We start from the raw sequence: 25,060 nt of genomic DNA, 5'->3' as shown, positions 1-25,060 counted from the left end.
GGGCACGAGGGCCAAGGTTGACCTTGTGACCGGCGCCACTCCGCAGCCCGGACCAGCAGTCCCAGAAGGGTGCGAGATGACCACCACGCACGACCCCGGCACCGGTTGCCCGGTGGCCCACCACGGCTACGAGCCGTTCGCGATGGACGACCCGTTCCCGTCGTACGCCGCACTGCGGGCCGAGGAGCCGGTGATGTACGACGAGCGGGTCGGCTACTGGGTCGTCAGCCGCTACGAGGACGTCAAGGCGGTCTTCGAGGACTGGGAGACCTTCAGCAGCGAGAACGCCCAGGCGCCGGTCCGCGAGCGCGGCCCCGAGGCCCGCCGGATCATGGAGGAGGGCGGCTTCACCGCCTACTCCGGCCTCTCGGCGCGGGTTCCCCCCGAGCACACCCGGATCCGCAAGGTGACCGCGAAGGCGTTCACGCCGCGCCGCTACAAGGCGCTCGAGCCGGCGATCCGCGCCCACGTCGTCGCGCTGCTGACGGCGATGCGCGAGCACCCCGACCGGGTGGGCGACATCGTCCGTGACCTCGCCTACGACGTCCCGACGGTCACCATCCTCACCCTGATCGGCGCCGACACCGGCCAGGTCGACCTGTTCAAGAAGTGGTCGGACTCGCGCGCCGCGATGACGTGGGGTGACCTGTCCGACGAGGAGCAGGTGCCGCACGCCCACAACCTCGTCGACTACTGGACCGAGTGCCAGCGGCTGGTCGCCGAGGCCCACGCCGAGGAGCGGGACTCGCTCGTCGGCGACCTGGTCCGCGCGCAGGCCGACGGCGACCCGATCACCGACCACGAGATCGCCTCGATCTGCTACAGCCTGCTCTTCGCCGGCCACGAGACCACGACGACGCTGATCTCGAACGCTGTGCGGATGCTGCTGGCCCACCCGGACCAGTGGCAGCGCGTCGTCGACGACCCCGGCCTGATCGCGGGTGCTGTCGACGAGGTGCTGCGGATCAGCCCCTCGATCGTCGGCTGGCGGCGCAAGGCGCTGAAGGACACCACCGTCGGCGGGGTCCAGATCCCGGCCGGCAGCGAGCTGCTCCTGCTGATGGGCTCGGCCAACCGCGACGAGACCCGCTTCGAGGACGCCGACCGCTTCGACGTCACCCGCGCCAACGCCCGCGAGCACCTCGCGTTCGGGTTCGGCATCCACTACTGCCTGGGCAACATGCTGGCCAAGCTGCAGACCAGGGTCTGCCTCGAGGAGATCGCCCGGGTCGCGCCCGACCTTCGCCTCGTCGACGCCGACGCCATCCGGTTCGGCGACAACCTGTCCTTCCGCGCACCGCTCGCGGTGCCCGTCACCTGGGGGAGCCGTGATGCCTGAGCGTTTCGTCCAGTTCTTCGACGCCGGGGAGCCGGCCGAGCACGACCTGCTCGGCGGGAAGTGCGCCTCGCTCGTCACCATGACCGCCGCCGGCATGCCCGTGCCGCCGGGCTTCGCGGTCACCACGGCCGCCTACGACGCCTTCGTGCACGAGTCGGGCATCGCCGAGCGCGTGCACGAGCTGCTCGCGGGTCTCGACCCCGACGACGTGGTGCGCGTCGACGAGGTGTCGGCGCAGATCCGCGAGCTGCTGCTGGGCTGCCCCGTCCCGGACGCGGTGCGGACGGCGATCCACGGCGCGTACGACGAGCTGGTGGCCCGGATCGGCGCCGACGTGCCGGTCGCGGTCCGCTCGTCGGCGACCGCCGAGGACCTGCCCGACGCGAGCTTCGCCGGCCAGCAGGACACCTACCTGTGGCTGCGCGGCTGGGACGACGTGCGCGACCACATCCGTCGCTGCTGGGCCTCGACCTACACCAGCCGGGCGATCCTGTACCGGCTGAGGAACGACATCCCCGACGAGGGGCTGTCGATGGCGGTGGCCGTGCAGAAGATGGTCAACGCCCGCGTCGCGGGGGTCGCGATCACCCTCAACCCGACGACGGGGGACCGCTCCAAGATCGCCATCGACGCGTCGTACGGCGTGGGGGAGATGGTCGTCTCCGGCCAGGTCACCCCCGACAACCTGCTCCTCGACAAGGTCATGCTCAGCGTGGTCGCCGAGCACTGCGGGGACAAGCACGCCGAGCTCGTGCCCGACGCCGCCACCGGTCGGCTCGTCGAGCGCGAGGTCGAGGCCGAGCGGCGCGACCGGCTCTGCCTCGAGCACGACGAGCTCGTCGCCGTCGCGCAGCTCGCGAAGCGCGCCGAGAAGCACTACGGATGCCCGCAGGACATCGAGTGGGCCTTCGACAGCGACCTGCCGGCGGGGGAGAACCTCCTGCTGCTCCAGGCGCGCCCCGAGACCGTCCACTCGGTCGCGGCCAGGGCCACCACGGCGGCCGCGCCCCCTTTCACCCCTGCCTCGGGCGGGATGACCGGCTTCATGTCCGGACTGACCAGCTCTCTCACCCCAAGGAACAACCGATGACCGTCACCGAGCCCACCACGTCGGGTGCCACCGCCCCCGCGATGAAGTCCTTCCCGAAGCCCTCGCAGCTGCCCGTCCCCGAGGGGGCCGAGGGCTGGGAGAAGCTCTACCCCTACAACCTGGTCTTCCAGAACCTCAGCGGTGCCGAGGACGAGAAGTTCTGGTTCTGCGACAGCCAGCACTGGCCGACGGTGTTCAAGCCATTCGAGACCATCGGCGGCGAGTTCGCGGTCAAGTGCCTCGGGCAGTACAACACCCGGCACCTGCTGATCCCGCCGGCCAACGGCATCGAGTTCAAGATCCACCTCGGCTACCTCTACATGTCGCCGGTCCCGGTCCCCGAGGACCAGATCCCCGCCCGGGTGCCGGAGTTCGAGCGCCGCGCCGGCCACTACTTCCAGAACTGGAACGAGCTCCTCGACGGCTGGCGGGTCAAGGTCCGCGGCACCATCGACGAGATGGAGGCGCTGCGCTTCGAGCCGCTTCCGGACATGGTCCCGTTCGACGACATCGTCGCCGGTGTCGCGAAGGACGGCTCCGAGGTGCTGATGGAGAACTACGACCGGCTGATCCAGCTCTGCTACCAGAACTGGCAGTACCACTTCGAGTTCCTCAACCTCGGCTACCTCGCCTACCTCGACTTCTTCGGCTTCTGCAAGGAGGCCTTCCCCGGCATCCCGGACCAGGCCATCGCCAAGATGGTCCAGGGCGTCGACATGGAGCTGTTCCGGCCCGACGACGAGCTGAAGAAGCTCGCCACCCTCGCCGTCGAGAGCGGCCTGCAGGAAGCCTTCGCCGACACCGACGACGTGGCCGGCACGCTCGCCCGGATCGGGGAACGCGACGGCGGCGCGGCCTGGCTGGCGGCGTACGAGGCGGCGCAGGACCCGTGGTTCAACTTCACCGTCGGCAACGGGTTCTACGGCCACGACAAGTACTGGCTCGAGCACCAGGAGATCCCGCTCGGCTACATCAAGGACTACGTCCGCCGCCTCGACGAGGGGCAGCAGATCATGCGGCCGGTCGAGGAGCTCACCGCGGAGAAGGACCGGATCGTCGCGGAGTACCGCGACCTGCTCGACGGCGAGGCGCTCGCGACCTTCGACGCCAAGCGCGGGCTCGCCGCGACCGCGTACCCGTACGTCGAGAACCACAACTTCTACATCGAGCACTGGACGATGGGCGTCTTCTGGCGCAAGGTCCGCGAGCTCGGACGGGTCTTCGCGGCCGCCGGCTTCTGGGCCGACGAGTCCGACATGCTCTACCTCAACCGCGGCGAGGTCCGCGACGCGATCTTCGACCTGGTCACCGGCTGGGCGGTCGGCTCCGAGGCGACCGGTCCCCACTACTGGCCCGCCGAGATCGAGCGGCGCCGCAAGATCTTCGAGGCGCTCGCCACCCAGCGTCCGCAGCCGGCGCTGAACACGCCGCCGGCCGAGATCACCGAGCCGTTCACGATGATGCTCTACGGCATCACCACCGAGCAGGTCCAGCGGTGGCTGGCCGGTGACGAGGGCGGCGACGAGGGCGTCATCACCGGCATGGCCGCCTCTCCCGGCGTGGTGGAGGGCATCGCCCGCGTGATCCACAGCGCCGACCAGCTGGGCGAGGTGCAGCAGGACGAGATCCTGGTCGCCACCATCACCGCTCCGTCGTGGGGCCCGATCTTCGGCAGGATCAAGGCGACCGTCACCGACATCGGCGGCATGATGAGCCACGCGGCGATCGTGTGCCGCGAGTACGGTCTCCCGGCGGTCACCGGCACGGGCAGCGCGTCGACGACGATTCGCACCGGCCAGCGGATCCGGGTCGACGGCGGCACCGGGCGCGTCGAGATCCTGGACTGACGAGATGAGCGACGAGGGTCGCGGTCGGACCGTGCTCGTCACCGGCGCCGCAGGCGGGCTGGGCCGGGCGTTCGCGCTCGGCTTCGCCGCCCGCGGGTACCGGGTGGCCGTCGCCGACATCGACGAGGCGGGCGCCGCGGAGACCGCGAAGCTCGTGGTCGACGCGGGTGCCGAGGCCTGGCACGGTCCCGTCGACGTCACCTCGGCGACGTCGACGGCGGCGCTCGCGGAGGCGGTCGCCGGGTTCGGCGGCGGGCGGATCGACGTCCTGGTCAACAACGCCGCGATCTACGGCACCGTCACCCGATCCCCGCTCGAGGACATCGACCCCGCCGAGTGGGACCTGGTGATGGGGGTCAACCTCAAGGGCCCGTGGCTGGTGGTGCGGGCGTGCAGCCCCTACCTGCCCGAGGGTGCGCGCGTGGTCAACCTGTCCTCGGCCACCGTCTACAGCGGGTCGGAGAACTGGCTCCACTACGTCGCCTCCAAGGGCGGCGTGATCGCCCTGACCCGGGTGATGGCCAAGGAGCTGGGGCGCCGCTCGATCAACGTCAACGCGATCGCCCCCGGCTTCACCCTCACCGACGCCAGTCTCGGGCTGATGGACGACGCGGCGTCGTACGGCGTCGACCGCGGCGCCCTGCGCCGGGCCAGCCAGCCCGACGACATCGTCGGGGTCGCCCTCTTCCTCGCCGGCCCCGACGCCGGCTTCGTCACCGGCCAGACCGTCGTCGTCGACGGTGGCCGCCAGTTCATCTGAGTCCTTCCGAAGGGGAGAGCAATGCCCACGATCACCTACACCGACGCCACCGGCTCGGCCCGCGTCGTCGAGGCCAACGTCGGCGACTCCGTGATGGAGACCGCTGTCCGCAACGGGGTTCCCGGGATCGTCGCCGAGTGCGGCGGCTCGCTGTCCTGCGCGACCTGCCACGTCTTCGTCGACGAGGCCGACTTCGCGGCGCTGCCGCCGATGGAGGAGATGGAGGACGAGATGCTGTGGGGTGCCGCCGTCGAGCGGCAGGACACCTCGCGGCTGTGCTGCCAGATCAAGGTCACCGACGGCATGGACCTGCACGTGACGACGCCGGAGACGCAGGTCTGAGCCATGCCCACTGGTCCCGAGGGCTCCGCCGGCCTGTTGATCATCGGCTCCTCCCAGGCGGGGGTGCAGCTCGCGGTGTCCCTGCGCGCGCTCGGGTACGAGCCGCCCATCACCCTCCTGGGGGACGAGAACCACCGTCCCTACCAGCGCCCTGCGCTGTCCAAGGAGTTCCTGCAGGGGGCGATCACCAAGGAGTCGCTGATCTACCGCACCCAGGAGTACTGGGACGAGCACCGGATCCGCGTGGTCCGCAACGAGCGGATCATCCGCATCGACAAGCGGGACGACGGCAGCGGCGTCGCGCACTCGATGTCCGGCGCGGAGATCGCGTTCGACCGGCTCGCGCTCACCGTCGGTGCCCGCGCCCGGCGACTGCTGGTGGAGGGCGTCGACCTGCCCGGTGTGCTCTACCTGCGCAACGCCGACGACGCCCTCGAGCTCAAGGCCCGGGTGCCGATGATCAAGGACGTCGTCGTCATCGGCGGGGGCTTCATTGGCATCGAGGCAGCGGCCAGCCTCAACAAGATGGGCCGCACGGTCACGCTGCTGGAGGCCGGGCCGCGCCTGGTCGGGCGCGCGGTCGGGGCCGAGACGTCGTCGTACCTGCTCGACCACCACCGCCAGCACGGCATCGACGTGGTCCTCGACGCAGACGTACGACGCATCGTCGGCTCCGGCGACCGGGTCGCCGGCGTCGAGCTGGCCGATGGACGAGTGGTCCCCGCCGAGCTGGTGCTGATCGGTGTCGGCGTCATCCCCAACACCGAGCTCGCCGAGTCGATCGGGCTCGAGTGCGACAACGGCATCCGGGTCGACGCGCACGCCCTCGCCTCCGACGGCGTCACCGTCGCGGTCGGCGACGTCGCCAACCTGCCGAACCCCGTGCCGGGTGCGCCCGAGGGCGACCGGATCCGGTTCGAGAGCGTCAACAACGCGGTGGAGCAGGCCAAGGTGGCTGCCTACGCCATCGTCGGGCGGCCCGAGGAGTACGCGGGCGTCCCGTGGTTCTGGTCCAACCAGGCCGACCTCAAGCTGCAGATCGCCGGCCTGTCCGCCGGGCACGACCTGACCGTCGTGCGGCAGGACGAGGCGAAGGGCAAGTACTCCGTCCTCTACTACCGCGGCGACGCGATCATCGCCGCCGACTGCGTCAACGCACCCCTGGACTTCATGGCCGTCAAGGCGGCCATTGCCAGCGGGGCGGCGATCCCGCCCGGCGAGGCCGCCGATCCGGCGGTCCAGCTCAAGTCGATCTCGAGGAACCCGTCATGACCCACGCACTGCCGCCGACCCCCGTCCAGCCGTCCGGCCCGGTCGACACCTCACCGATCTCGCTGACCCCGGCGGCCGGGATCGACCTGGACCCGGTGTGGCGCTGCGTGGTTCCGGAGACCCGGACGCGCAGCAACGACATCCACCTGCCGATCTCGCTGGCCTACGCCGAACGGCTGTGCCGCGCCCATCCCGAGGCCGACGCCGAGCTGGTGCGGGTCGCGATCCTGCTGCACGACACCGGCTGGGGCCGGGTCGACGAGAGCCGGATCATCTCCGAGGGCTTCTCGGGCGACTGGCGCAAGGCGGAGATCCGCTACGAGCACGAGCGGCAGGGCTGCCTGATCGCGCGCGAGGTGCTGCCGCCGCTGGGCTACTCCGAGGAGTTCGTCGCCGCCGTGTGCGCGATCGTCGACGGCCACGACACGCGCAAGGAGGCGTACTCGCTGGAGGACGCGCTGGTCCGCGACGCCGACCGCCTGTGGCGCTTCGACCACGCGGGCATCGCGCTGGCGTCGGGCTGGTTCGGGCTGGACCCCGCGACGTACTGCGACCGGCTCGCCCGCGAGATCGTCCCCGAGCTGCTGACCGAGGCCGCCGTCGCGATGGCCAGCGCCGACCTCGCCCGCTCCAACCGGCTGCTCAGGACCGATGTGCTGCGCAACGAGGAGACGCGCGAGGTGGCTCCGTGACCCGACCAGCACTCGACCTGCCGTGGACCCACGTCGGCGACCTGTACGTCGACGGGGCGTGGCGCCCGGCGCACGGCACCGGACGGCTGCCGGTGGTGGACCCGGCCACCGGTGAGACGTGGGGCTCGGTGCCGGATGCCTCTCGCGAGGACGTCGACGACGCCGTGGCCGCTGCTGTCGCGGCCTTCCGGTCCGGGCCGTGGCCCCGCACGTCGCCGAGCGAGCGTGCCGAGGTGCTGCTTCGGATGGCCGACGAGCTGGAGAAGCGGGCCGAGCAGCTGTCCTGGACCAACACCCGCGAGAACGGCTCGCCGATCGCCGAGACCTCCGGTGCCGCGGCCAACGCCGCCGGGATCCTGCGCCACGTCGCCTCCCTCGCCCCCTGGCTGGAGGCCGAGGACGTGCGGCCCTTCCCAGCCGGTGGTGCGGAGACCGTCGTACGACGGGACCCGGTCGGTCCGTGCGTGCTGATCGCGCCCTGGAACTTCCCGATCAACCTCATGGTGATCAAGCTGGCGCCGGCCCTGCTCGCCGGCTGCACCGTCGTGATGAAGCCGGCCGAGTCGACGCCGCTGTCGATCCGGTTCGTGGTCGAGGCGGCTGCGGCGGCCGGCGTGCCGGCGGGCGTGGTCAACCTCGTCACGGGCGGGGGAGCGGTCGGCGAGGCGCTGGTCCGCCACCCCGACACCGCCAAGGTCGCCTTCACCGGCTCCACCCCGGTCGGGCGCCGGATCGGCGCCGCCTGCGGCGAGCTCCTCAAGCCGGTGACCCTCGAGCTCGGCGGCAAGTCGTCCGCGATCGTGCTCGAGGACGCCGACCTCGACGCGATGGCCGCGGTGCTGGTGCGGTCGTCGATGCGGAACACCGGCCAGACCTGCTACATCTCCACCCGCATCCTCGCCCCGGCGTCGCGCTACGACGAGGTCGTCGAGATGGTCACCGCGACCATCGCGGCGGGCAAGCAGGGCGACCCGTTCGACCCCGACACGGTCTTCGGCCCGCTCGCCACGCGCTCCCAGCGCGACGTGGTGGTGGGGTTCCTCGAGGGGGCTGCGGCGGAGGGCGCGCGCGTCACCGTCGGTGGCGCTGCTGTCGACGGGCCCGGCTTCTTCGTCCAGCCCACGGTGCTCGCCGACGTGACGCCGTCGATGACGGTCGCCCGCGAGGAGGTGTTCGGACCGGTGATCTCGGTGCTGCGCTACGACACCGTCGAGGATGCGATCGCCCTGGCCAACGACACGTCGTTCGGCCTCGGCGGCCTGGTCTTCTCCGCCTCGCCTGAACGAGCGCTGGAGGTGGCCGAGCGGATGGACACCGGTTCGGTCGGGATCAACTTCTTCGCCTCCAACCACGCCGCGCCGTTCGGCGGCCGGCACGACTCCGGGCTCGGGGTCGAGTACGGCGTGGAGGGGCTCTCGGCCTACCTCAGCTTCAAGTCGATCCACCGGAAGGTGTGAGCAGCGCTCAGCCCACCGACCGCCCGATGCCCTGGGCCGCGACCTGGAGCGCCGCGACCAGCCGGGCCCGGTCGCGCTTGAGTGAGGGGACGACGACGCCGAGCGCGGCGACGACCTGCCCGCCGGCCCGCACGGGCACGGCGACCGAGCAGGCGCCGAGCGTCATCTCCTCGACGGTGGTGGCGTAGCCGTCGCGGCGGACCTGCTCGAGCTGCTCGCGCATCCGGGACGGCTGGGTGATCGTGTACGGCGTGACCCGGACCAGCCGGGCGAGGGCGTCGGAGACGACGTCCTCGGGCGCGTGGGCGAGGAGCGCCTTGCCGACACCGGTCGCGTGCAGGGGCAACCGGGAGCCGACGGTGCTGACGACCGGCACGGAGGCCCGGCCCGACAGGCGCTCGAGGTAGAGCACCTCGGTGCCCTCGCGCACGGCGAGGTGCACGGTCGCGCGGGTGGTCGCGTGGAGGTCGTTCAGGAACGGGCGGGCGACCTCGCGCAGCCCGGTCTCGACCGGCGCCAGCAGGCCGACCTGCCACAGCCGCCGGGCGACGACGTACTCGCCGGTGCTGCGCCGCACGAGTGCGCCGCCCGCGACCAGCTCGCCGACCAGGCGGTGGGCCGTGGGCAGCGGGAGGTCGGCGCGGCGGGCGAGCTCGGAGAGGGTCATCCGGCGGTGGGTCTCGTCGAAGGCGAAGAGCAGCGCGAGGCTGCGCGAGACGACGCTCGCGCCCGGGACGGAGGTGTTGCCGGCCATCGTCTCGCGGCTCCTCGCTGCGCTCGTCGCACCTCGGCCCGGGTGCGGTCTTTCACTCAGTGGAAGAAGCCTATCGCGCGCTGCGTGCCGTGACGCCTAGCGTGTGACCGTGACCACGACCACCGCCACGCCGGCCGCTGCGCCGGCCCTGGACTCGCAAGCGCGGATCACCGCCGAGATCACCGAGGCGCACGCCGCGACCCCGCCGGGTGCCTCGCAGCCGCGGATCGACTTCCCGCCGTACCGCAGCTCCACCCTGCGCCACCCCACCAAGGACCTGCGCCACGCCGACCCCGAGGGGATCGAGCTGGTGGCGCCGGTGTTCGGGCACTCCGACATCGACCCGGTCGAGGCGGACCTGACCATCCAGCACGGCGGCGAGCCGATCGGCGAGCGGATGCTGCTCACCGGCCGCGTCCTCGACGGCGACGGCCGGCCGGTGCGCCACCAGCTGGTCGAGATCTGGCAGGCCAACGCGGGCGGGCGCTACATCCACAAGCGCGACCAGCACCCCGCGCCGATCGACCCCCACTTCACCGGCGTCGGGCGCTGCCTGACCGATGGCGACGGGAACTACCGCTTCACGACGATCAAGCCCGGCCCGTACCCCTGGCGCAACCACCTCAATGCCTGGCGTCCCGCGCACATCCACTTCTCGCTGTTCGGCACCGAGTTCACCCAGCGGCTGATCACCCAGATGTACTTCCCGGGCGACCCGCTGTTCGCGCTCGACCCGATCTACCAGTCGATCACCGACCAGGCCGCCCGCGACCGGCTCGTCGCGACCTACGACCACGACCTGACCACCCACGAGTGGGCGACCGGCTACCGCTGGGACATCGTGCTGACCGGCACCCACGCGACGCCCCTGGAGCGTGACGACCATGAGTGAGACCCTCGCCCCCACGCCCGGGCAGACGATCGGCCCGTTCTTCCACGACGCCCTTCCCTACGGCGGCGACAGCTTCCTCGTGCCCGCCGGCTCGGCCGGTGCGGTCCGCCTCCACGGCACCGTGCGCGACGGCAACGGCGCCCCTGTCCCCGACGCGCTCGTCGAGATCCGGCAGGCCGACCCGGCCGGCCGGGCCCCGCTGGTCGAGGGCTCGCTGCGCCGCGACGGCCGGTTCACCGGCTGGGGCCGGTCGGCCACCGACGCGTCGGGGCGCTTCGCGTTCACGACCGTCGAGCCGGGGCGCCCCGCGGACGGGCACGGCGCCGGGGGAGCGGCGTTCTTCTCGGTCGTGGTCTTCGCCCGCGGCCTGCTCGACCGGCTGTTCACCCGCGCCTACCTGCCGGGCGAGTCCGACCCCTTCCTCGCCGGTCTCCCCGCGGACGAGGCCCGGACGCTCCAGGCCGTGCGTGAGGCCGACGGCGGCCTCCGCTTCGACATCCACCTGCAGGGTGAGCGCGAGACGGTCTTCCTGCGCTACCCGAGGCACGACGGATGAGCGACCTGCTGCGCCCCGGTGCGCACCGGGCGGCCGGGATCGCCGACGACCCGGCGGTCCTGGCGGCCATCCTGCGTGTGGAGGTGGCCTGGGCCCGGGCCCTCGTCGCCGCCGGGATCGCGACCGACGCCGAGGCGTCGAAGGTCGCCGAGGCGGCGGCCGGTCTCGACGTCGACCTCCCTGCCCTGGCGGTGGCGGCCGAGGCCGCCGGCAACCCCGTCGTACCGCTGGTCGAGCTGCTCCGCACCGCAGCGGGTGACGCATCGGGTGCGGTCCACCGCGGCCTCACCAGCCAGGACGTCGTCGACACGGCGCTGGTCCTGCTCGCCCGCGCCGCCGTCGCCCGCGTTCGCGCCGACCTGGTCGCCACGGGCGACGCCCTCGCGAGCCTCGCCCGCACGCACCGCGACGACGTCGCGGTCGCCAGGACCCTCACCCAGTGGGCGGTGCCGACGACCTTCGGCCTGCGGGCCGCACAGTGGCTGGCGGGTGTCGGTGACGCGGTCGGCGCGCTCGACGGGCTCACCTTCCCGCTGCAGTACGGCGGCGCGGCCGGCACCCGCGCACTGCTCGGCCACCTCGCCGGCCCCGGTGGCGCCGCCGCCGCGGGTGCGCTGGCGCAGACGCTCGGCCTCACCGGTCCGGACCTGCCGTGGCACACCCGCCGCGGCACGCTCACCGCGATCGGGGACGCGCTCACGACGACCACGGACGCCCTCGGTGTCGTGGCGGCCGACGTGCTGCTGCTCGGGCGCCCCGAGGTCGGCGAGGTCCGCGAGGGTGCCGTCGCCGGGCGCGGTGGCTCCTCGACGATGCCGCACAAGCAGAACCCGGTCCTGTCCGTCCTCGTGCACGCCGCGGCGCAGCAGGCCCCCGGCCTGGCCGCCCAGCTCCACCTGTCCGCATCGGGCGCTGTCGACGAGCGTCCGGACGGTGCCTGGCACGCCGAGTGGCCCGTCCTGGCGCGGCTGCTGGAGCTCGCCGTCACCGCGGCGAGCCAGGCCGCCGAGCTCGTCGCCGGCCTGCAGGTCGACACCTCCGCGATGGCCGCTCGGGTCGACGCGGCCACCGCAACCGCGGCGCTCGACGCCCGGGGCGGGACCGGCGAGGCCGGCCGCCTCGTCGACATCGCGATCACCCGCTGGGAGGAGACCCGTGGCTGACCTGACCTTCACCCAGCTCACCGGCGACGAGCGGACGTCAGGCGCCGAGCGCGTCCTCGTCGTCGGGCCGTCCCTCGGCACGGGCGTCGCCGACCTCTGGTCCCGCTGCGCCGCGCTGCTCCCGGCCACCTGGCAGGTCGTCGGCTGGGACCTGCCCGGCCACGGCGCCGGTGCGCCCGCGACGACGGCCTTCACCGTCGAGGAGCTGGCGGGCGCCGTGCGCGACCGCGCGGCCGGCATCGCCGCGGGCCGGCCCGTGTCCTACGCCGGTGTCTCCTTCGGCGGCGCCGTCGGCTTCGCCATCGCCGTCGACCCCGGGCCGTTCGACGCGGTCGTGACACTTGCCGCCGCCCCGAGGATCGGCACGGCCGACGCCTGGCACGAGCGGGCGGCGTACGTCCGCAAGGCCGGCACCGCCGCCATGGTCGAGGGCTCCGCCGCCCGCTGGTTCGCCCCCGGCTTCCTCGACCGGGACCCGGCGACCGGCAGCGACCTCCTGCTGGCGCTGCAGGACGTCGACGACGAGTCGTACGCGCTCGCGTGCGAGGCGCTGGCCGCCTTCGACGTCCGCGACCGCGTCTCCTTCGCGCCGGTGCCGCTGCTCGTGGCCGGCGGTGAGCACGACGTCGTCGTCACGCCCGACCAGGTCGCGGTCGTGGTCCCCGGTGTCGCGCACCAGCCGACCGTCGAGGACCCTGCCGCCACCGCGGCCCTGATCACCGAGTTCGTGGAGGCCGACCGATGACGTACGACGACCCGTTCGACGCAGGCATGACCGTGCGGCGCGAGGTGCTCGGGGACGCGCACGTCGACCGGGCCGAGGCCGCGAAGACCCCGTTCACCCAGGACTTCCAGGAGCTGATCACCCGCTACGCGTGGGGCAGTGTCTGGACCCGACCCGGCCTCGACCGCCGCAGCCGATCGGTCGCGGTGCTGACGGCGATGATCGCCCTGGGGCACTGGGAGGAGTTCGCGATGCACGTGCGCGCCGCCCGCACCAACGGGCTCACCGACGACGAGATCGCCGAGGTGATCCTGCAGGCCGGCATCTACTGCGGCGTCCCCGCCGCCAACCACGCCTTCGCCGTCGCGAAGGGCGTCCTCGAGGAGCTGGACCGATGACCGCCACCACCCGCACCACCACCGACGTCGCCATCGTCGGCGCCGGCCCCGCCGGCCTGATGCTGGCCCACCTGCTGCAGCGCGCCGGCATCGACTCGGTCGCGATCGACCTCCGTGGCCGCGAGGAGATCGAGAACACGCACCGGGCCGGGATCCTGGAGCAGGACAGCGTCCGGCTGCTCGTCGAGTCGGGCGTCTCCGAGCGGGTGCTGCGCGACGGCTACCGCCACGCCGGCATCGACCTCGCCTTCGGCGGCGGCGGGCACCGGATCGACTTCGAGGCCCTGGTGGGAGCCAGCGTCCAGCTGTACCCGCAGACCGACGTCTTCATCGACCTGGCCGACGCGCGAGAACGCGACGGCGGTGACGTCCGGTTCGGCGTGAGCGAGGTGTCGGTCGCCGACCTCACCGGCGACCGGCCGTCGATGAGGTTCACCGACGCGGACGGCGTGCGCCACGAGGTTGCCGCGAGGATCCTGGTCGGCGCCGACGGCTCGCGCAGCATCTGCCGCCACGAGTTCCCGGAGTCGCTGCGCCGCCAGTTCTTCCGCGAGTACCCCTTCGCCTGGTTCGGCATCCTCTGCGAGGCCCCGCCCAGCAGCGAGGAGCTGATCTACAGCCACTCCGAGCGCGGCTTCGCGCTGATCAGCCAGCGCACCGAGACCCTGCAGCGGATGTACTTCCAGTGCGACCCGGCCGAGGACGTGACCGCCTGGTCCGACGAGCGGATCTGGGAGGAGCTCCAGGCCCGGGTCGGCGCCAACGGCTACGCCCTCAAGGAGGGCCCGATCACCTCCAAGGTCGTGCTGCCGTTCCGCAGCTTCGTGCAGGAGCCGATGCGCCACGGCAACCTCGTCCTGGCCGGCGACGCCGCCCACACCGTGCCGCCGACCGGCGCCAAGGGCCTCAACCTGGCGCTGGCCGACGTCCGGGTGCTCGCCGAGGAGCTCGAGCTCCACCTCCGTGGGGACGAGGTGGCACTCGACCGGTACGCCGAGCGGGCGCTGCAGCGGGTCTGGAAGGCCCAGCACTTCTCGTACTGGATGACCACGATGCTGCACCGCCTGCCCGAGGCGAGCGACTTCGACGTACGCCGCCAGGTCGGCGAACTGACCTCGCTGGTCACCTCGGCGGCCGGGTCGACCTACCTCGCGGAGGGCTACACCGGCTGGCCGTCCTGACCCGGCGCGCGGAACGCGCAGCCGGTCGGCACGCCCAGCCGGCGCAGCACGACCGCGGCCGGGCAGAACCCGGTGACGCTGGACTGCAGCAGGTTGGCGCCCACGAACGCGGTGAGCAGCAGCCACCACGGCGAGACCAGGGCGGCGAGGGCCGAGCCCACCAGCACCAGGGTGCCGGCGAGGGCGAGGACGAGACGGTCGACGTTCACCGCCACCACCGCTTCGGCTTCTCGGGACGCTCGTGGCCCCCGCACCACTGGTCGGCGGGGACCCGCGCCTGCACCGACGCGACGTGCTGGCCGCAACCGGCCCAGGTCGTCTTGCTGCACGTCTTGCAGCGCACGGGACGGCACACGGCTCAGACCTCCGCAGCGGCCGGCTCGAGGGCGTCGGCGAACGAGCAGAACGCGTCGTACGCCCGGGCGCCGTGGATCGTGGCCGGCCCGCCGTGCATCAGGAACGTGACGCCGATGGCCTCGGCGGCCTCCTGCTTGGTCGCACCGGCGCGGGCCGCAGCCTGCGCGTGGGAGGCGATGCAGCCGTCGCATCCCTCGACGACGCCGATCGCCAGCGCGATCAGCTCCTTGGTGCGCGCCTCGAGCGCGCCGTCGGCGAAGGCCGCCCGGGAGAGCGCGCCGAAGCCCTGGTAGACGTCCGGGATCGCGCGGCGCAGCTGGCGGTGCAGCGGCGAGAGGTCGTCGAGGATCTGCTTGCCGTGGGGCGAGGTGGTGTCGGTCATGGTGGTTCCTCTCGGTGGGGTGGTGCGGGTCAGTCGTGGGCGAAGGTGATGGTGGGCAGGATCCGGCGCAGCCAGGCCGGGGTGGCCCAGGCGGCGCGGCCGGAGAGCCGGAGCAGCACGGGCAGCAGGACCAGGCGGACCAGGAAGGCGTCGAGCAGGACGGCGACGCCGAGGATCACGCCCATCTCCTTGGGCGGCAGCGGTCCGGACAGGGCGAAGGTGAAGAAGACCGCGACCATCACGCCGCCGGCCGCGAAGATCACCCGGCCCGAGTGGGCGACCGCGCCGACCATCGCCTCGCGTGGGTCACCGGACTTCTCCCAGTGCTCCTTGGCCGAGGCCAGCAGGAACACCGTGTAGTCCATCGCGATCGCGAAGATCATCGCGAAGAAGAAGACCGGCGCCCACGCGTCCAGGAACCCCTGGTGCTCGAAGCCGAGCAGGCCCGAGCCGTGGCCGTCCTGGAACAGCAGCCGTGCGACGCCGAACGCCGCGGCCGTCGACAGCAGGCTGGCCAGGGTGCCGAGCAGCGAGATCAGCGGCGCCTGCAGGGCGACGAGCAGGAGCAGGAAGCCGAGCAGCAGCACGACGCCGATCACCAGCGGCGTGGACCGCTGCAGCTGGTCGGTCAGGTCGATGTTCTCGACCGCGGCGCCCCCGACGAGGGCGGACGACGGCAGGTCGGCGCGCAGCCGGTCGATCGTCGCCGGCAAGGCTGGGTCGGACGGGTCGACCGTGGGCATCGCCTGGATCATGGTGAGGTCGCTGCCGTCGGTGGCGGGCATCGGTGGGAGGACGGCCTGGATGCCGCTGTCCTCGGTGAGCACGGCGGCCGCCGTGCCGGCGTCGGCAGTGTCGACGACCACCTGCAGCATTCCCGGTGCGCCGGGGCCGAACGCGTCCTTGACCTGCGCGTACCCGACCCGCGCGCTGGCGTCCTCCGGCAGCACCTTGATCGACGGCATCCCCGTCTTCAGGCCGAGGACCGGAGCCGCGAGGGCCAGCAGGACGACGGTCGCACCGACACCCCAGGCGACGGGACGGCGCCACAGGTGCGCGCCCCAGCGGGCGAAGACGGGGGAGCGGTGCTCGCCCACCTTGACCCAGGGCAGCGCGAACCGGTTGATCCGGTCGTCGAGCTTGAACAGCACGAGCGGCAGCAGGGTCAGCGTCGCGGCGAGCACGAAGACGACCGAGATCATGATCCCGCCGGCCATCGACCGGAACGACGGTGACGGCACCAGGAGCACCGCGGACAGGGAGACGAGCACGGTCGCTCCCGAGAGCAGCACCGCCTTGCCGGCCGTGTCCATGGTCTCCGCGATCGCCTGCTGCACGGAGCCGTGCTGGCCCATTCGCGCCGCGCGGTAGCGCACCACGAGGAAGAGCGCGTAGTCGATGCCCAGGGCGAGGGCGAACATCATCGCGAAGTTCATCGCCCAGATGGACACCGGGACCAGCTCGTTGATCAGCACCAGCGAGCCGGCCGAGGCGACCAGGCCGGCGAGGGTCAGCAGCAGCGGGAGCCCGGCCGCCACGAGGGCACCGAACGCCAGCACCAGGATCGCCAGGGTCACCGGCCAGGAGACCATCTCCGAGGTCAGCATCGCCTCGAGGTTGGCCTCGTTGAAGTCCGACCAGAGCAGCGACGAGCCGGTCGGGTTGACCTGGACCGTGTCGGTCGACAGGTGCTGCAGCTCCTCCTTGAGGTCGGTCGCGACCCGCACCATCTCGTTGGTGTCCGCACCCGCGCCGCCCAGGACGACCGCCGTACGGCCGTCGGGGGACAGGCTCGCGCCGGGCATCGGTGCGATCACCTCGGCGATCCGCGGCTCGTCCTCGAGCGCCTGCGTGACCTGGGCGAGCACCCGCGCGCCCTCGCCCTCGTCGAGCGGGCCGTCGGTGCTGTGCACGACGACCTGGATCGCGTGGCTGGCGTTGCCGCCGAAGTGCTCCTGAGCGAGGTCGCGCACGGCCACGGACTCCGAGGCGTCGGCCTGCCAGCCCGCGCCGGACAGGTTCTTCTCGACCGACGGCGCGAAGACGCCCAGGCCGATCACGAGCGCGATCCACGCGATGCCGACGGTACGGCGGTGCTCGGTCACCCAGACCCCGAGCCGGCCGAGCGGCCCTGGCCGCCAGGTGTGCGAGGCCGCTTCCGGTGCGGCTGATGTCGTCTGCGCCACGGTGGCGCCTCCTTTCGAGATATCCCCCCGGGGGGTTATGCTGAAACGGTAGCAGATCCCCCCGGGGGGATAATGAATCGACGAAGGAGACACCCATGGAGCTGACCGACTTCACGCTGAGCGCGACTCTCGACGCGCCGTACGACGACACGGTGGCGCGGGTCCGCGAGCTGCTCGGCGACGCCGGCTTCGGCGTGCTCACCGAGATCGACATCCGGGCCACGCTCGCGGCGAAGCTCGACGTGGAGGTCCCGGCGCAGCTCATCCTCGGTGCCTGCCGGCCCCAGCTCGCCCACCGCGCACTGCAGGTCGAGCCGCGGGTCGCCGCCCTGATGCCGTGCAACGTGGTGGTCGCCGACGCAGGGGAGGGGCGCACCCGCGTCGACGTGATGGACCCCGCGCTGCTCGCCTCGCTCGTGCCCGACCCCGCGCTCGCCGAGGTGGCCGCCGACGGCCGCGCCCGGCTGACCGGGATGATGGAGGCCCTGACGGCCGGAGAGACGGGAGCAACCGCATGAAGCTGGAGCCCGAGGAGATCAAGGCGATCATCACCCGCCTCAAGCGCGCGAACGGACACCTCGCCTCGGTGATCCGGATGCTCGAGGAGGGTGCCGAGTGCGAGGACGCGCTGATGCAGCTCGCCGCGGTCAACAAGGCCGTCGGGCGCGGCGGCTACGCGCTGGTCGCCACCGGCCTGCAGAAGTGCCTGGTCGAGGGCGGCCCGGACTCGGTCGATGCGAAGAAGATGGAGAAGCTGTTCCTGGCGCTCGCCTGAGAGCGGACCTGCTGGCTGCGCTCCGGAAGTCGAGGACGTCGCGCAGCGGCCGCCACGAGACCCGCTGCCGTGCTGCCGGAACTGCCCATGGGCGTCGGTTGGGTGGCCGGGCGGGTTCCGAAAGGGCAGCGACGAGAAGGTGGGGAGGTGGCTGGGTTCGCGGGTCGGGTGCGGTCCGCGACATCACGTCGGTGGTGTCTGGTGACGTCGCTTGTCCACACCCGCCATGTGGAGTTTCCCTTGTCCCCAGGCGGGTTTCCGACGCTGGATTGTGATGCTCCTATGGTTGTCAAGCGGCTTGGAGCCAGGTTCGGTAGCGCTGGGTGAACTCGCGGTCGAACGCGACTCCGCGTTCGATGCGGCTGACATGGTTCAGGGTGGTGCCGAGCTGTTCGACCACGACTCGGATAGGCAGGTTCTTCTCGCGTCGGATGCGTCGTAGGTCGGCGATTCCGGTAAGCGCGTTCGGGTTCTGGAGCAGCTTGAACACCTCGCGGGCGATGGCGCGTTTGAGGATTCGCAGGATCTCGGGGTTGCTGCGGTTCTTGGCGCGCTGGGTGGCGACGAACTCGCGGGTGCGGGGGTCGCTGGCCATCCGCACGGTCGCGATCGTGTGCAGCGCGGAGTTGGCGTGACGATCCCCGCCACGAGAGAGCCGGTATCGGGTGGTCTTGCCCGACGATGCCGGGACCGGTGCGGTGCCGCACAGGGCAGCGAAGGATGTCTCGCTGGCCAGGCGCTCGGGGTTGCCGCCCGCGGTGAGGAGCAGCTGCGCAGCGGTCACCGGTCCGATGCCGCGTGCCGAGATCAGGTTCAGGTTGATCGCCGCGACCAGGCCGCGGAGCTGGTCGTCGAGCAGCTCGATCTGCTGGCCGAGGAACCGGTGGCGCTGGGCCAGCATCTTCAACCCGAGCAGCACGGTGGCCACCACTCCACCGCGGGAGCCGGGGCGGCAGGCAGCGAGCGCGTCGATCAACCGCTTGTCGCTCAGCTTCCGGTACCTCTCACGGATCTCGACGGGCGCGGTGATCAACTGTGCGTGAATCTGGTTCATCGCCGCAGTACGTGCCTTGGCGGCTGAACGTCGCGTGCTGAGAAGCGCTCGAAGTCCCTCGACGTCCTCGGCCTTCGGCGCGGTCTTCGCGCGACCGGTCATGGCGGCACGGGCCGCCTGGTAAGCGTCGATCAGGTCGGACTTGCCCTGCATCCGCCGCACCGTGGCTTCGGGACGGATCACCTCCCGCACCGCGATCCCGGCCGTGCGGGCCACAACGGCCAGCCCTGCTCCGTAGGAGCTGGTGCCTTCGATCCCGAAGACCTGTACCGAACCGAACGACGCGAGGAAGGCCAAGGCGTCGCGGTAGCCCGCCGGCGTCGTGGGGAACTCGCCGTCGCCGAGATCGCGACCGTAGCCGTCGATCGCGGCCACGTGGATCGTGTCGGCGTGGGTGTCAGCGCCCGCGAAGACGGCAGGGGTCACTGGTCGTGTCGCTGTCATGATGGAGCTGCCTTCCGTGTCGTACCGATGTGGATGGTCGACGCCGGTCGGGCGAGCAGACAGGACATTGATGAGGCGCTTGCCAGGCTCTTATTAGGTCATGTCCGCCCGGCCGGCGCGCGGGGTCCCGACCGCCGGCCGGACCACAAGATGGTCAACCCAGCAGGGCGACAGTCGGAGGCTGAGGCACGACGATCGGGACCTCTTCACTACTCCACAGGGAGCAGCGAAGACCAGCATCAATGTCGGCGGTGGGTGGGAGAATTCAGTCATGGATCTCGGAACCCGGCCCCGCAGCACGGCAGCTCTGCTGTCGCGGGTGGGTGACCGGATCCGCTCCCGCAACGCGTTGGTGGTCGAGGAGTGGGAGGACATCACGGCCTGGGCGAGCGACCACGTTGTGTCCGGACCGGAGGGTGCGGCGACGATCACCGAGGGCTACCTCGACACCGGTGTCCCGATCGCCGGCGACGGGGCGCCGTTGGTGTCGGAGTTCGCGTTGATGGAGCTCGTCGCGGTCCTCGGCCGTACCCCGGACGGTGGCAAGGCGTACGTCGGGCGGGTGATCGAGTGCGCGTGGCGGCTCCCGAACGTCTACGAGGCGGTCGTGGCGGGGCGGTTGGCGCCGTGGCGGGCCGAGCGGATCGCCGACCTCACCCGGGGTCTTGGTGCTGAGGCGGCGGGGTTCGTGGACCGGCAGCTGTGGAACGCCTCCGGCGTCGGATGGGCCCAGCTCGAGCGCCTCGTCGCCGAAGCCGTGCTGCGCTACGACCCCGAACGCGCCGAGGCCGACCGGGCCAAGGCTGCTGACCACCGGCACTTCGACATCGGTGACGTCGACGAGCACGGGCTCGTGCACCTCGACGGGCTCCTGGATGCCGCCGACGGGCACGACCTCGACCAAGCGGTAGGACGCAGGGCGGAGGTTCTCGGCCGGCTCGGGGACGACTCGTCACTCGACGTGCGCCGCTCCAAGGCGGCTGCCGAGCTCGCCCGCCAGGACCTGGCCCTGGACCTGTTGGTCCCGGACCCCGCGACCGGGGAGGTCGTGGCGACCGTCCCGGGTCGCAAGGTCGTCCTCAACGTGCACGTCACCGACACCACCCTTGCTGGCCGGAACCCGGTCGGGCGGTGGGAGGAGGGCCGCTGCCCGATCAGCACCGGGCAGATCCGGGAGTGGCTGCGTGCCCGGCACACCACCGTGATCGTTCGGCCGGTCATCGACCTGGCCGATCATCTCCCCGTCGGCTCCTACGAGATCCCCGAGCGGCACAAGACCAGGGTCGTGTTGCGGGACCACACCTGCCGGTTCCCGCACTGCACGCGTCCCGCGACCCGGTGCGACATCGACCACCACCAGCCCCACGACCGGGGCGGACCGACCTGCCCGTGCAACTTGGTGCCGTTGTGTCGGCGGCACCACCGCGCGAAGACCCACTCGACGTGGCGCTACGACACCATCACATCCGGGTCCTACGTGTGGACCAGTCCCAACGGCTACCGGTTCCGGGTCGACCACCGTGGCACCCACCCGGTGCACCCGCCCGACGAGTAGCGACCCCGCCCCACACCCCGCAGGACTCCACGTCTGCGGGGGCTCAGGCGTGTCCGGGGGCGTCCAGCACCTCGCGCACGCTGGCTGCGGCGTACGCGTTCCACAGGGGCACCCGCCGCAGCAGGTAGTGCCCGACCGCCCCCATGTCGGTGAACTCGGCGTCCGCGACCTCGCCCGCGCGGGCGACGTAGGCGCGGGTGGCGCGGGCTGAGGTGATCCGGTCGAGCCGGCCGTGCGCGGCCCGGAGCACCTTGCCGGTCAGGGGCGCGACCGGGTCCCCGGGCGGGAGCCAGGGGGCGAGGGCGACCACGCCGCGCACCGAGGGGTGGTCGGCGACGGCGACGCCGGTGCGGGCGCCCATCGAGTGGCCGAGGACGGCGACGGGCAGGCCGTGGGTGCGGGCGATGTCGCCGAGCGCCCAACGCGCGTCGGCGACCGGCGAGGGCAGCGGTCCGTGGCCGGCGTTCCATCCCCGGACGCGGTAGCGCAGCATCATCACGCCGATCCCGTCGGCGGCAGTGACGCCGGCGAGGTGACGGGCCAGTGCCCGACCACGGCGCCAGGACAGGCTGCGCCCGTCGAGCGGGGCCGTGCCGTGCTCGGCGCCGCCGTGCAGCACCAGCACGATCGCGCGGGCGGACTCGGGGACCCAGGCGTCGGTGAACACCGGGGCCGGGGAGCTGGTCGTCGTCTCGGGCATCACCGGGTCTTCGGAGCGGTCGGCGTCGTGGATGGGTCAGCCTCCGTGTCGTCGCAACAGCTGGTAGGCCTCGAGCGTCGCGGCGCGCTGCTCGGCGTGGTCGACGATCGGGTCGGGGTACTCGCCGAGCGTCGGGTCCGTCAGCTCGGGGATCCAGCGCCGCACGTACGCGCCGTCCGGGTCGAACTTCCTGCCCTGCGTGGTCGGGTTGAAGATCCGGAAGTACGGCGCCGCGTCGGTGCCGCAGCCCGCCACCCACTGCCAGTTGTGCTGGTTGCTCGCGAGGTCGCCGTCGACGAGGTGGCGCATGAAGTGCCGGGCCCCGTGGGTCCACTCGACGTGCAGGTCCTTGACCAGGAAGGACGCCACGATCATCCGCACCCGGTTGTGCATCCAGCCCTCGGCGAGGAGCTGGCGCATCCCGGCGTCGACGATCGGGAAGCCGGTGCGGCCCTCTGTCCACGCCGCCAGCCGCCGGTCGCGCTCGCGCCCGGTGACGTAGGGAAGTCCCTGGAGCTCTGGCTTGAAGTACTCGCGGGCCGAGTCCGGCCAGGCGTGCAGGACGTGGGCGTAGAACTCCCGCCAGGCCAGCTCCTTGCGGAAGACCGCGTCGTGGTGGCGACGGGCGTCGAGCCCGGCCAGGATCGTGCGCGGGTGGAGGGTGCCCCAGCGCAGGTCGGGGGAGAGCCGCGAGGTGGCGTCCAGGTCGGGACGGTCGCGCACGTCGTCGTACGGCGTCCCGCGCCAGGCCTCCCAGCGAGCACGGGCGGCCGCTTCGCCGGCCTCGGGGAGGTCGACCCCGGACACGTCCGGCTCGTCGGGCAGCTCCTCGGACGGTGCGCCGAGCCAGTCCACGGCGGCCGGGTCGGACTCCGCAGGCGCCCGCCAGCCGTGGTTGGCCCACGCCTTGTGGAACGGCGTGAACACCTTGTACGGGCCACCGTCACCGGTCAGCACCCGCCCCGGCGCGACGGCGTACGGCGACCCGGTCGGCACCAGCGGCACCGAGTCGAGGGCGTCGGCCACCCGGGCGTCCCGGGCCGCGCCGTACGGGCCGAAGTCGGCGGAGACGTGCACCGCCTGCGCCCCGACCTCCGCGACCAGCGCCGGCACGACGGACTCCGGCCGGCCTGACCGGACGACCAGTCCGGGACCGTGCTCGCGCAGCGAGGCGTCGAGGGCACGCAGCGTCCGCAGCAGGAAGGCCCGTCGGACGTCACCCGAGGGCCCCCACAGCGCCGGGTCGATCACGAACAGCGGCAACACCGGGCCCTCGGCCGCCGCGGCCAGCAGGGCCGGGTGGTCGCCGAGCCGCAGGTCCCGGCGGAACCACAGGATGCTCGGACTCACCCGGCCATGCTGGCAGACGGGGCGAAAGACCCGGCTCAGGCTCCGCTGGTGAGGAGATCGGCGGCCTTCTCGCCGATCAGCATGGTGGGGGCGTGGGTGTTGCCGTGGGTGACCCTCGGCATCGCCGACGCGTCGGCGACCCGCAGCCCGGCGACGCCGTGCACGCGCAGGCTCGCGTCGAGCACGCCCCCGGCAGCACCGCTCTCGGTGCCCATCCGGGCGGTGCAGCTCGGGTGGTAGGTGTGCTCGACGCCTTGGCGCACCGCCTCCTCGAGCTCCGTGCGGCCGGTGCCGAACGACGGACCCGGGTGGATCTCGTGGTTCGCGTAGCCCCTGAGGGCCTTCGCGGCCATCACCTCGCGCGCCCGCTCGATGCCCTCGACCATCGAGGTCATGTCGTCGGGGTGCTCGAAGTAGTTGTTGCAGATCCGCACCTTGTGCTCCGGGTCGGCCGACGCGAGCCGCACCGATCCCTCCGAGCGGGCGCCGACCAGGGACAGGCCGATCGCGATCGCCTGGCCGTCGTACGCGGCCGCACCGTGCTGCCAGAAGTACACCGGGGCGCCGATCATCTGCAGGGACGGCGCGTCGTCGGCCACGCTGGTGTGGAAGAAGGCGCCGGCCTCGCCGATGTTGGAGGTGAGCATGCCCTTGTGCTGGACGAAGTACCGCAACAGCTGGGCCGGCTTCTCCGCGAACGCCAGGTTGTCGGGGTGGCTGCTGTCCCAGTTGACCAGGTACATCGGGTGGTCCATCAGGTGCGCACCCACGTGCGGGTTGTCGACCACCGTGGTGATGCCGTGCTCGGCGAGGTGGTCGGCCGGGCCGATGCCGGAGAGCATCAGCAGCTGCGGGGTGTTGTAGGCGCCGGCGGACAGGACGACCTCGCGGCGCGCGCGGATGGTCTGCAGCGTGCCGCCGACCTTCACGCGCACGCCGGTCGCCCGGCCGTTCTCGATCACGACCTTGTGCACCAGGGCACCGCTGGTGATGGTGAGGTTGGGACGCTTGCGGTGCGGCGCCAGGTAGCCGTCGTACGTCGTCCAGCGGCGGCCGCGGTGCGTGAACCGCTGGTACAGCGAGGCGCCCTCCTGCCGGACGCCGTTGAAGTCGTCGGTGCGGCCCAGGCCGACCTCGACCATCGCGTCCACCAGCCGGCGCGATCCCTCGCGCGGGTCGGGGGCGTCCTCGACGTACTGCGGGCCCGACGCGCCGTGGAACTCGCTCGCGCCGCGGCTGTTGGTCTCCATCCGGCGGAACAGGGGGAGCACCTCGTCGTACGACCAGCCGGTGGCGCCGGCCTTGGCCCAGCCGTCGTAGTCGGCGCGGTTGCCGCGGATGTAGATCATCGCGTTCATGCCGCTGGTGCCGCCGAGCATCTTGCCGCGGGGCTGGTAGATCCGGCGGCCACCGAGATGCGGCTCGGGCTCGGACTCGTAGTCCCAGTCGAGCGCGGTGTGGAACTGCTTGGCGAAGGCCGCCGGGACCTGCACGTTGAGGTTGGGCCGGCTCTTCCCGCCTGCCTCGAGGACGAGGACGGAGACCCCCGGGTCCTCGCTCAGCCGGCTGGCCAGGACGGCGCCGGCCGACCCGCTGCCCACCACCACGTAGTCGTACTCGCTCATCGGCTTCCTCTCGGTCGTGCCCGTGCTCCCAGCGTGGGCTGCCGGCCAGGTGCGGCGCTTGTGACCGCCACCACACGTCCGCGACGGTTTTGTGGGAGGCTCCAAGAGCGGAGCACCGGATCCCACCTCTACTGGATCCCGATGTACGTGGCACCAAAGTTCGGG

At 72.2% G+C, this 25,060-nt stretch carries 26 protein-coding genes; 17 read left to right on the top strand and 9 right to left on the bottom strand.

Annotation, left to right across the window (positions count from 1 at the left end; all coding sequences use genetic code 11):
- The first annotated feature begins 76 nt into the window (after positions 1-76).
- From BJ958_RS10440 to BJ958_RS10405, 8 genes are read left to right on the top strand one after another with little or no spacing between them, the layout of a single operon-like run.
- A complete protein-coding gene (locus BJ958_RS10440) occupies positions 77-1,339 on the top strand; it encodes a cytochrome P450 (RefSeq protein WP_179726770.1) in 1,263 nt (420 codons plus the stop codon).
- Positions 1,332-2,429, top strand: coding sequence for a PEP/pyruvate-binding domain-containing protein (locus tag BJ958_RS10435; RefSeq protein WP_179726769.1), 1,098 nt, complete (start codon positions 1,332-1,334; stop codon positions 2,427-2,429). The genes BJ958_RS10440 and BJ958_RS10435 overlap by 8 nt, the downstream gene beginning before the upstream one ends.
- A complete protein-coding gene (locus BJ958_RS10430) occupies positions 2,426-4,276 on the top strand; it encodes a PEP-utilizing enzyme (RefSeq protein WP_179726768.1) in 1,851 nt (616 codons plus the stop codon). Before BJ958_RS10435 ends, BJ958_RS10430 begins: the two co-directional genes overlap by 4 nt.
- Before the next feature lie 4 nt (positions 4,277-4,280).
- The gene (locus BJ958_RS10425) at positions 4,281-5,036 is read left to right on the top strand and encodes an SDR family NAD(P)-dependent oxidoreductase (protein ID WP_179726767.1); all 756 of its coding nucleotides are present in this window, start codon (positions 4,281-4,283) and stop codon (positions 5,034-5,036) included.
- Positions 5,037-5,057: 21 nt separating this feature from the next.
- On the top strand, positions 5,058-5,378 hold the full coding sequence (locus BJ958_RS10420) for a 2Fe-2S iron-sulfur cluster-binding protein (RefSeq protein WP_179726766.1): 321 nt from the start codon (positions 5,058-5,060) through the stop codon (positions 5,376-5,378).
- 3 nt (positions 5,379-5,381) lie between these two features.
- Entirely contained in the window at positions 5,382-6,650 is a 1,269-nt protein-coding gene (locus tag BJ958_RS10415; protein WP_179726765.1) for an NAD(P)/FAD-dependent oxidoreductase, read from the top strand.
- On the top strand, positions 6,647-7,342 hold the full coding sequence (locus BJ958_RS10410; RefSeq protein WP_179726764.1) for an HD domain-containing protein: 696 nt from the start codon (positions 6,647-6,649) through the stop codon (positions 7,340-7,342). The genes BJ958_RS10415 and BJ958_RS10410 overlap by 4 nt, the downstream gene beginning before the upstream one ends.
- The gene (locus tag BJ958_RS10405; protein WP_179726763.1) at positions 7,339-8,799 is read left to right on the top strand and encodes an aldehyde dehydrogenase family protein; all 1,461 of its coding nucleotides are present in this window, start codon (positions 7,339-7,341) and stop codon (positions 8,797-8,799) included. Before BJ958_RS10410 ends, BJ958_RS10405 begins: the two co-directional genes overlap by 4 nt.
- Positions 8,800-8,806: 7 nt before the next feature.
- Here the strand turns inward: BJ958_RS10405 and BJ958_RS10400 are convergent, their stop codons facing one another.
- Positions 8,807-9,553: an IclR family transcriptional regulator gene (locus BJ958_RS10400; protein WP_179726762.1), complete on the bottom strand. Its 747-nt coding sequence runs from the start codon at positions 9,551-9,553 to the stop codon at positions 8,807-8,809.
- A gap of 109 nt (positions 9,554-9,662) precedes the next feature.
- Between BJ958_RS10400 and pcaH the strand changes: the two genes are divergently transcribed.
- The 6 genes from pcaH to BJ958_RS10370 are packed head-to-tail and all read left to right on the top strand — an operon-like array spanning position 9,663 to position 14,467.
- Complete coding sequence (gene pcaH, locus BJ958_RS10395; RefSeq protein WP_343052635.1) at positions 9,663-10,445, top strand: protocatechuate 3,4-dioxygenase subunit beta; 783 nt, start codon at positions 9,663-9,665, stop codon at positions 10,443-10,445.
- A complete protein-coding gene (gene pcaG, locus BJ958_RS10390) occupies positions 10,438-11,001 on the top strand; it encodes a protocatechuate 3,4-dioxygenase subunit alpha (RefSeq protein ID WP_179726760.1) in 564 nt (187 codons plus the stop codon). Before pcaH ends, pcaG begins: the two co-directional genes overlap by 8 nt.
- Positions 10,998-12,164 (top strand): lyase family protein, encoded by a 1,167-nt coding sequence (locus tag BJ958_RS10385; protein ID WP_179726759.1) that lies wholly within the window; start codon positions 10,998-11,000, stop codon positions 12,162-12,164. The genes pcaG and BJ958_RS10385 overlap by 4 nt, the downstream gene beginning before the upstream one ends.
- Positions 12,157-12,909 carry an alpha/beta fold hydrolase gene (locus BJ958_RS10380; RefSeq protein WP_179726758.1) on the top strand — a complete coding sequence of 251 codons (753 nt, stop codon included), beginning with the start codon at positions 12,157-12,159 and terminating at the stop codon, positions 12,907-12,909. The genes BJ958_RS10385 and BJ958_RS10380 overlap by 8 nt, the downstream gene beginning before the upstream one ends.
- Positions 12,906-13,286: a 4-carboxymuconolactone decarboxylase gene (pcaC, locus tag BJ958_RS10375; RefSeq protein WP_179726757.1), complete on the top strand. Its 381-nt coding sequence runs from the start codon at positions 12,906-12,908 to the stop codon at positions 13,284-13,286. The genes BJ958_RS10380 and pcaC overlap by 4 nt, the downstream gene beginning before the upstream one ends.
- Positions 13,283-14,467 carry a 4-hydroxybenzoate 3-monooxygenase gene (locus BJ958_RS10370; protein WP_179726756.1) on the top strand — a complete coding sequence of 395 codons (1,185 nt, stop codon included), beginning with the start codon at positions 13,283-13,285 and terminating at the stop codon, positions 14,465-14,467. The genes pcaC and BJ958_RS10370 overlap by 4 nt, the downstream gene beginning before the upstream one ends.
- Here the strand turns inward: BJ958_RS10370 and BJ958_RS10365 are convergent.
- From BJ958_RS10365 to BJ958_RS10350, 4 genes are read right to left on the bottom strand one after another with little or no spacing between them, the layout of a single operon-like run.
- Positions 14,446-14,676: a YgaP-like transmembrane domain gene (locus tag BJ958_RS10365; RefSeq protein ID WP_179726755.1), complete on the bottom strand. Its 231-nt coding sequence runs from the start codon at positions 14,674-14,676 to the stop codon at positions 14,446-14,448. The genes BJ958_RS10370 and BJ958_RS10365 overlap by 22 nt on opposite strands.
- Positions 14,673-14,822 (bottom strand): hypothetical protein, encoded by a 150-nt coding sequence (locus tag BJ958_RS10360; RefSeq protein ID WP_179726754.1) that lies wholly within the window; start codon positions 14,820-14,822, stop codon positions 14,673-14,675. Before BJ958_RS10360 ends, BJ958_RS10365 begins: the two co-directional genes overlap by 4 nt.
- A 3-nt stretch (positions 14,823-14,825) precedes the next feature.
- A complete protein-coding gene (locus BJ958_RS10355; protein ID WP_179726753.1) occupies positions 14,826-15,206 on the bottom strand; it encodes a carboxymuconolactone decarboxylase family protein in 381 nt (126 codons plus the stop codon).
- A gap of 29 nt (positions 15,207-15,235) precedes the next feature.
- Positions 15,236-17,392, bottom strand: a complete 2,157-nt coding sequence (locus BJ958_RS10350) for an MMPL family transporter (protein WP_179726752.1) — start codon at positions 17,390-17,392, stop codon at positions 15,236-15,238.
- Between the two features lie 95 nt (positions 17,393-17,487).
- Here BJ958_RS10350 and BJ958_RS10345 point away from each other — a divergent pair, with 95 nt between their 5' ends.
- Together BJ958_RS10345 and BJ958_RS10340 are read left to right on the top strand one after the other, a co-directional pair.
- A complete protein-coding gene (locus BJ958_RS10345) occupies positions 17,488-17,910 on the top strand; it encodes a DUF302 domain-containing protein (protein ID WP_246319032.1) in 423 nt (140 codons plus the stop codon).
- Positions 17,907-18,167 (top strand): metal-sensitive transcriptional regulator, encoded by a 261-nt coding sequence (locus tag BJ958_RS10340; RefSeq protein ID WP_036541962.1) that lies wholly within the window; start codon positions 17,907-17,909, stop codon positions 18,165-18,167. The genes BJ958_RS10345 and BJ958_RS10340 overlap by 4 nt, the downstream gene beginning before the upstream one ends.
- Positions 18,168-18,456: 289 nt before the next feature.
- Here BJ958_RS10340 and BJ958_RS10335 read toward each other — a convergent pair whose 3' ends face one another.
- Positions 18,457-19,647 carry an IS110 family RNA-guided transposase gene (locus BJ958_RS10335; RefSeq protein WP_179726751.1) on the bottom strand — a complete coding sequence of 397 codons (1,191 nt, stop codon included), beginning with the start codon at positions 19,645-19,647 and terminating at the stop codon, positions 18,457-18,459.
- Between the two features lie 289 nt (positions 19,648-19,936).
- Here BJ958_RS10335 and BJ958_RS10330 point away from each other — a divergent pair, with 289 nt between their 5' ends.
- Complete coding sequence (locus BJ958_RS10330) at positions 19,937-21,220, top strand: HNH endonuclease signature motif containing protein (protein ID WP_179726750.1); 1,284 nt, start codon at positions 19,937-19,939, stop codon at positions 21,218-21,220.
- 43 nt (positions 21,221-21,263) lie between these two features.
- Here BJ958_RS10330 and BJ958_RS10325 read toward each other — a convergent pair whose 3' ends face one another.
- The 3 genes from BJ958_RS10325 to BJ958_RS10315 are packed head-to-tail and all read right to left on the bottom strand — an operon-like array spanning position 21,264 to position 24,895.
- Positions 21,264-21,920, bottom strand: a complete 657-nt coding sequence (locus tag BJ958_RS10325) for an alpha/beta hydrolase (protein ID WP_179726749.1) — start codon at positions 21,918-21,920, stop codon at positions 21,264-21,266.
- 36 nt (positions 21,921-21,956) lie between these two features.
- Positions 21,957-23,270 (bottom strand): FAD-binding domain-containing protein, encoded by a 1,314-nt coding sequence (locus tag BJ958_RS10320; protein ID WP_179726748.1) that lies wholly within the window; start codon positions 23,268-23,270, stop codon positions 21,957-21,959.
- A gap of 35 nt (positions 23,271-23,305) precedes the next feature.
- The gene (locus BJ958_RS10315) at positions 23,306-24,895 is read right to left on the bottom strand and encodes a GMC family oxidoreductase (RefSeq protein WP_179726747.1); all 1,590 of its coding nucleotides are present in this window, start codon (positions 24,893-24,895) and stop codon (positions 23,306-23,308) included.
- Between the last annotated feature and the right edge of the window lie 165 nt (positions 24,896-25,060).

This window comes from Nocardioides kongjuensis (assembly GCF_013409625.1).
Classification (GTDB): domain Bacteria; phylum Actinomycetota; class Actinomycetes; order Propionibacteriales; family Nocardioidaceae; genus Nocardioides; species Nocardioides kongjuensis.
Note: the sequence above shows the minus strand (reverse complement) of the source record. Positions and strands in the feature narration are given on the sequence as shown.